Below are 3,799 nucleotides of genomic sequence, written 5' to 3'. Positions count from 1 at the left end.
ACAGGCCCGCCCGTTCCGCTGGACCAAGACAGCCGACCAGATCATCGACCGGATCTGCCGCTACTGCGACAGGATCTCCGGACCAGCTCACTAGGGTCTGTTGCCCCGTGAGACGGGGACGCGGCCGGCGGGTGGTGGGGCTTTCAACGCCGGCGCGCTCCCGGCCACGCCGGCCGGGCTGGTGCGTACCGCGAGCGTGTTGTGCTCCAGCCAGGCCAGGGTCTTCCAGCGGGCCTGGACGAGGACCTCAAGCACGATTCAGCGCACCTCTGGGCCGCCGAGGGCGAACAGCAGAGCGGCTGGCAGCAGCCCTGCACGACACCGGGCGACTGCCGGCATCAAGCCGGGAACCATGCGAGGTGACGCCAGACAAGCACGCACTACCCGCACCGGTCTCCGCCCGCGAAGTCGAAACGAAACCGGCTCCGGTCGGCCAACGCCGCACCGGGGGGAGCCGGGACCTGCTGTCAGACTTGACCTCGCCGACGCACCGTCTGACCCGTCGACAAACGGGCAACGGAATACCTGTGACTCCCTCACTCACTGATCCCGCCCCGCAAGCACCGCCGACTGCCTTCCGCGGCTTTCGCGCCGAACTGCGCGACGCTCTCAGCATCCACGGCGTCGTCCTGATGGTCGGAGTACTGGCTCTCCAGCTGGGCTTCATCCTGTCCTACATCGGTGCTTTCCATGCTCCGAAACCGCATCGCATCCCGGTAGCGGTCGTCGCACCGGCTGCGGCTTCCGGCCAGGTCGTCGACCAGCTCAACCACCTGGGCGGCGATCCCGTCAATGCCCGTGCCGCCGACAGTCGGGAGCAGGCCCGCACACTGATCGTCAACCGCACCGTCGACGCGGCCATCGTCGTCAACCCCAAGGGCAGCAGCGATACCCTTTGGTCCCTTCCGCCAGTGGACCTGCCGTCTCCGCCACCGCAGAGCAGATCGCCCGACGCCTCGAAACCGAACGCCACCGGCAGGTGACCGTCACGGACATCGTGCCGCCTGCTTCCAGCGACGGCCGCGGCATGTCGTCGTTCTACCTCGTCCTGGGCTGGATCGTCGGCGGCTACCTCGCTGCGGCGATCCTCGGCATGGCGGGCGGAGCCCGCCCCGCCAACCTCCACCGCACCCTGATTCGGCCCGCTGCCCTCGCCTTGTACGCGGTCATCTCCGGCCTGGGCGGGCTCTCGTCACCGACCCCGTCCTAGGCGCCCTGACCGGCCACTTCGCCCAACTGTGGGGGCTGGGCACCCTCATCGTCTTCGCCGCGGCCGCCACCACCGTCGCTTTCCAGGTCCTGTGGGGCACCGTCGGCATCCTGGCGATCACCGCCTCAGCCCTCCGCGTCCGCCACCGCGAGGGCCTCACCGGCGTCTGACCCGGACGCGGCCCGGAATCACCAAGACGCCCCTGCGCACCCGCTGGTGGTCGCGGACGCAGGCCACCCTCCGACCGGTGGTGAAGCAGGTTCCCGCAGAGCAGACGGTCCGCCTGAGCCACGTCCGGGCTGCGGCGGCTCAGGCGCGAACGTCGGTGGGAGAGAACGGAGCCGTGGCTCGGTGCCGGCGTACGGGATGCCGGCCGCCACCCGCAACACGAGTCCCGCTCGTGAACCGCGGGCAGCCTGCTGCCTCGACCGCCGCGGACGCCGAGCAGCGGTACCTCAAACACGCCGCAACCCGGAACAGGTACTCACCGTTGTCGGTGGCGCCACAGGGAAGGAGCAGCTCCGGGTCAACAGGTGACGGGTAGATTCCCCGAGCGTGGTCTGAGCGCATCTGATCCCGAATACGCTCGGATACAGGTCCCGTGAGGTTGACGTGCACCGATGTGTGACAGGGATCGTAGACCCAGAGGTAGTTCGCGAAGCGTCCGGGGTCGTAGGTCGCGGTGGGGACGTCCGTGTTCGTCCCGCACCCATACGACCTTGCCGCCCCAGCTGGGGTCGGCGGTGCAGCCGGCGAGGCCGAGCGGGTCGATCAGGGTGAAGAGGTTGGGGACGTACGCGTAGTGGTTGGCGGCGGGCGCCAGTCCGGGCGGGTCGGGGCTGAGGTAGCGGCCCAGATGTGGGTCGTAGTAGCGGTTGACGTTGTAGTGCAGGCCGGTTTCGAAGTCGAATTCCAGGGTGGGGGAGGATTGACCTAGTACTCCAGTCGTAGATCGTGATCTTGTGGGCGGGGCTGGGATCAGGCGACCGGGTCGATATCGGATCGCGTGAGGTGGTCGCCCGCTGGCACGCTGCCCTCATGGATCACGCAGAAGTACTGCTCATCGGAGGACGAGCTGGTGTCGGCAAGACGACGGTGGGGTGGGAGGTTTCGGCGCTGCTGCGCTCTGAGGCGGTCCCTCACGCGATCATCGATGGTGACTTCATGGGGCAGGTGCATCCGGCTCCAGAGGGAGATCCTCACCGCGCGGGGATCACCGAGAGCAATCTGACTGCCGTGTGGGCGAACTTCGCCCAGCGCGGCTACCGACGCCTGATCTATACGAACACCATGAGTGTGCTGCCGGAGGCGACGGGCATGTTTGAACGTGCCATGGGGGCCGGAGTGGGGATCATACGAGTCCTGCTCACCGCCTCCGATGCCACCGCCTGCGAGCGGCTGGTGGGACGAGAACTCGGCTCAGAGCTGGAGCAGGAGCTGGAAGGAAGTGTCCGCAAAGCACGGCTCCTGGACCAGCGGGCCCCCGCGGAGACCGTGCGAGTGGCGACGGACGGACGGCTCGTCGTTGACATCGCGCGGGAGGTGGTGGCCGCCACTCGTTGGGCCGGGCCTCACTTCGCCCGCAGGTCATGATCGTGTTGCTGGGCTGGTCCGGGAACCGGCACGGCCACCGGTGATCACCAGTGTGTGAAGACAGAAGATCAGTCGGTGGCCGCAGGTCACAGCATAGATCCTGCCCGTTGGCAGGCCATGTTCGAGTCCCTGATGGGCCGCATCGCGCCGCGATTCGCACGGGTGGAACCGCGGCGCCGGGCACGGGAGTTCGTCCTTGGCCTGTTGTCGGATTTGCCGCGCAAGAACTGCTGGACGCTCGCCGAGCACGCCGGGGACGCGACCCCGGACGGCTTGCAGCATCTGCTGTCCAGGGCCAGGTGGGATGCCGATGCAGTCCGCGACGTCCTCCGCGACTTCGTCATCGAGCAACTGCACAACGACAACGCGGTGTTGGTCGTCGATGAGACCGGCGATCTCAAGAAAGGCACCGCAACGGTCGGGGTCCAGCGCCAGTACACCGGCACCGCCGGACGCATCGAGCACAGCCAGGTCGCGCCCAGGCCGAGGGCGTCGAGTTACGTCTGGACGCCACCGAGATCCAGGTCAATCGGTCGACGAACACCAGTTGATGCCGGGCGCCCGCACCAGCTGCTCGCCGTCGGGAGCCGCCGCGTGCCGCATGTCGGCGACCTTCCACATTGGCCTGCCACTGCTCGGCCAACTCCTCGACCAGAAGGGCGAGATGACGCCGCGTGACCCCAGAGAACGCCCGATGCGGCGCGAGAACCGACCGCTCGACCATGATCGCCACATCCGCATCATGCCACCAACCAGCAACGGCGCCTCACCCGCTATCACGCACCAACTCGTAAGGGCTCGCAGAGAATCAAGGTGTTGCTTCCCCTGATACGGCTCGTTGTTGTGGTATGAGCGTATCCGACGAGGTTCGTGGTCAACTCACCGCCAGATTCGGGGTGTCGTTCCCGCATCTGGATGAGCGACAGCGGCGGCTGATGATGGGGGCCGAGGCGCGGATCCTGGGACACGGTGGTATCCGGGCGGTCGCGCGGGCGG

The 3,799-nt window shown here is 67.6% G+C and carries 6 protein-coding genes; 4 read left to right on the top strand and 2 right to left on the bottom strand.

The genetic code is table 11. The features are described 5' to 3' along the window. Positions 1 to 90: 90 nt before the first annotated feature. On the bottom strand, positions 91 to 255 hold the full coding sequence (locus AB0924_RS38500) for a hypothetical protein (protein ID WP_358938485.1): 165 nt from the start codon (positions 253 to 255) through the stop codon (positions 91 to 93). Positions 256 to 527: 272 nt separating this feature from the next. On the opposite strand from AB0924_RS38500, the gene AB0924_RS38495 reads away from it, so the two are divergent. Continuing rightward, entirely contained in the window at positions 528 to 983 is a 456-nt protein-coding gene (locus AB0924_RS38495) for a hypothetical protein (RefSeq protein ID WP_358938483.1), read from the top strand. Continuing rightward, positions 980 to 1,210, top strand: a complete 231-nt coding sequence (locus tag AB0924_RS38490) for a hypothetical protein (protein ID WP_358938481.1) — start codon at positions 980 to 982, stop codon at positions 1,208 to 1,210. The genes AB0924_RS38495 and AB0924_RS38490 overlap by 4 nt, the downstream gene beginning before the upstream one ends. 526 nt (positions 1,211 to 1,736) lie before the next feature. Here the strand turns inward: AB0924_RS38490 and AB0924_RS38485 are convergent. After that, positions 1,737 to 2,126 carry an RHS repeat-associated core domain-containing protein gene (locus AB0924_RS38485; protein WP_366913977.1) on the bottom strand — a complete coding sequence of 130 codons (390 nt, stop codon included), beginning with the start codon at positions 2,124 to 2,126 and terminating at the stop codon, positions 1,737 to 1,739. A gap of 122 nt (positions 2,127 to 2,248) precedes the next feature. Between AB0924_RS38485 and AB0924_RS38480 the strand changes: the two genes are divergently transcribed. Together AB0924_RS38480 and AB0924_RS38475 are read left to right on the top strand one after the other, a co-directional pair. Next, a complete protein-coding gene (locus AB0924_RS38480) occupies positions 2,249 to 2,803 on the top strand; it encodes a hypothetical protein (protein ID WP_366913975.1) in 555 nt (184 codons plus the stop codon). A gap of 132 nt (positions 2,804 to 2,935) precedes the next feature. Then, complete coding sequence (locus AB0924_RS38475) at positions 2,936 to 3,481, top strand: transposase (RefSeq protein ID WP_366913976.1); 546 nt, start codon at positions 2,936 to 2,938, stop codon at positions 3,479 to 3,481. Positions 3,482 to 3,799 lie beyond the last annotated feature (318 nt).

Source organism: Streptomyces sp. NPDC047869, assembly GCF_040704065.1.
GTDB lineage: Bacteria > Actinomycetota > Actinomycetes > Streptomycetales > Streptomycetaceae > Streptomyces.
Note: the sequence above shows the minus strand (reverse complement) of the source record. Positions and strands in the feature narration are given on the sequence as shown.

Coding starts and splice junctions, on each gene's coding strand:
- AB0924_RS38480 (WP_366913975.1), top strand. CDS start 2,249: ATGGATCACGCAGAAGTACTGCTCATCGGAGGACGAGCTGGTGTCGGC.
- AB0924_RS38475 (WP_366913976.1), top strand. CDS start 2,936: ATGGGCCGCATCGCGCCGCGATTCGCACGGGTGGAACCGCGGCGCCGG.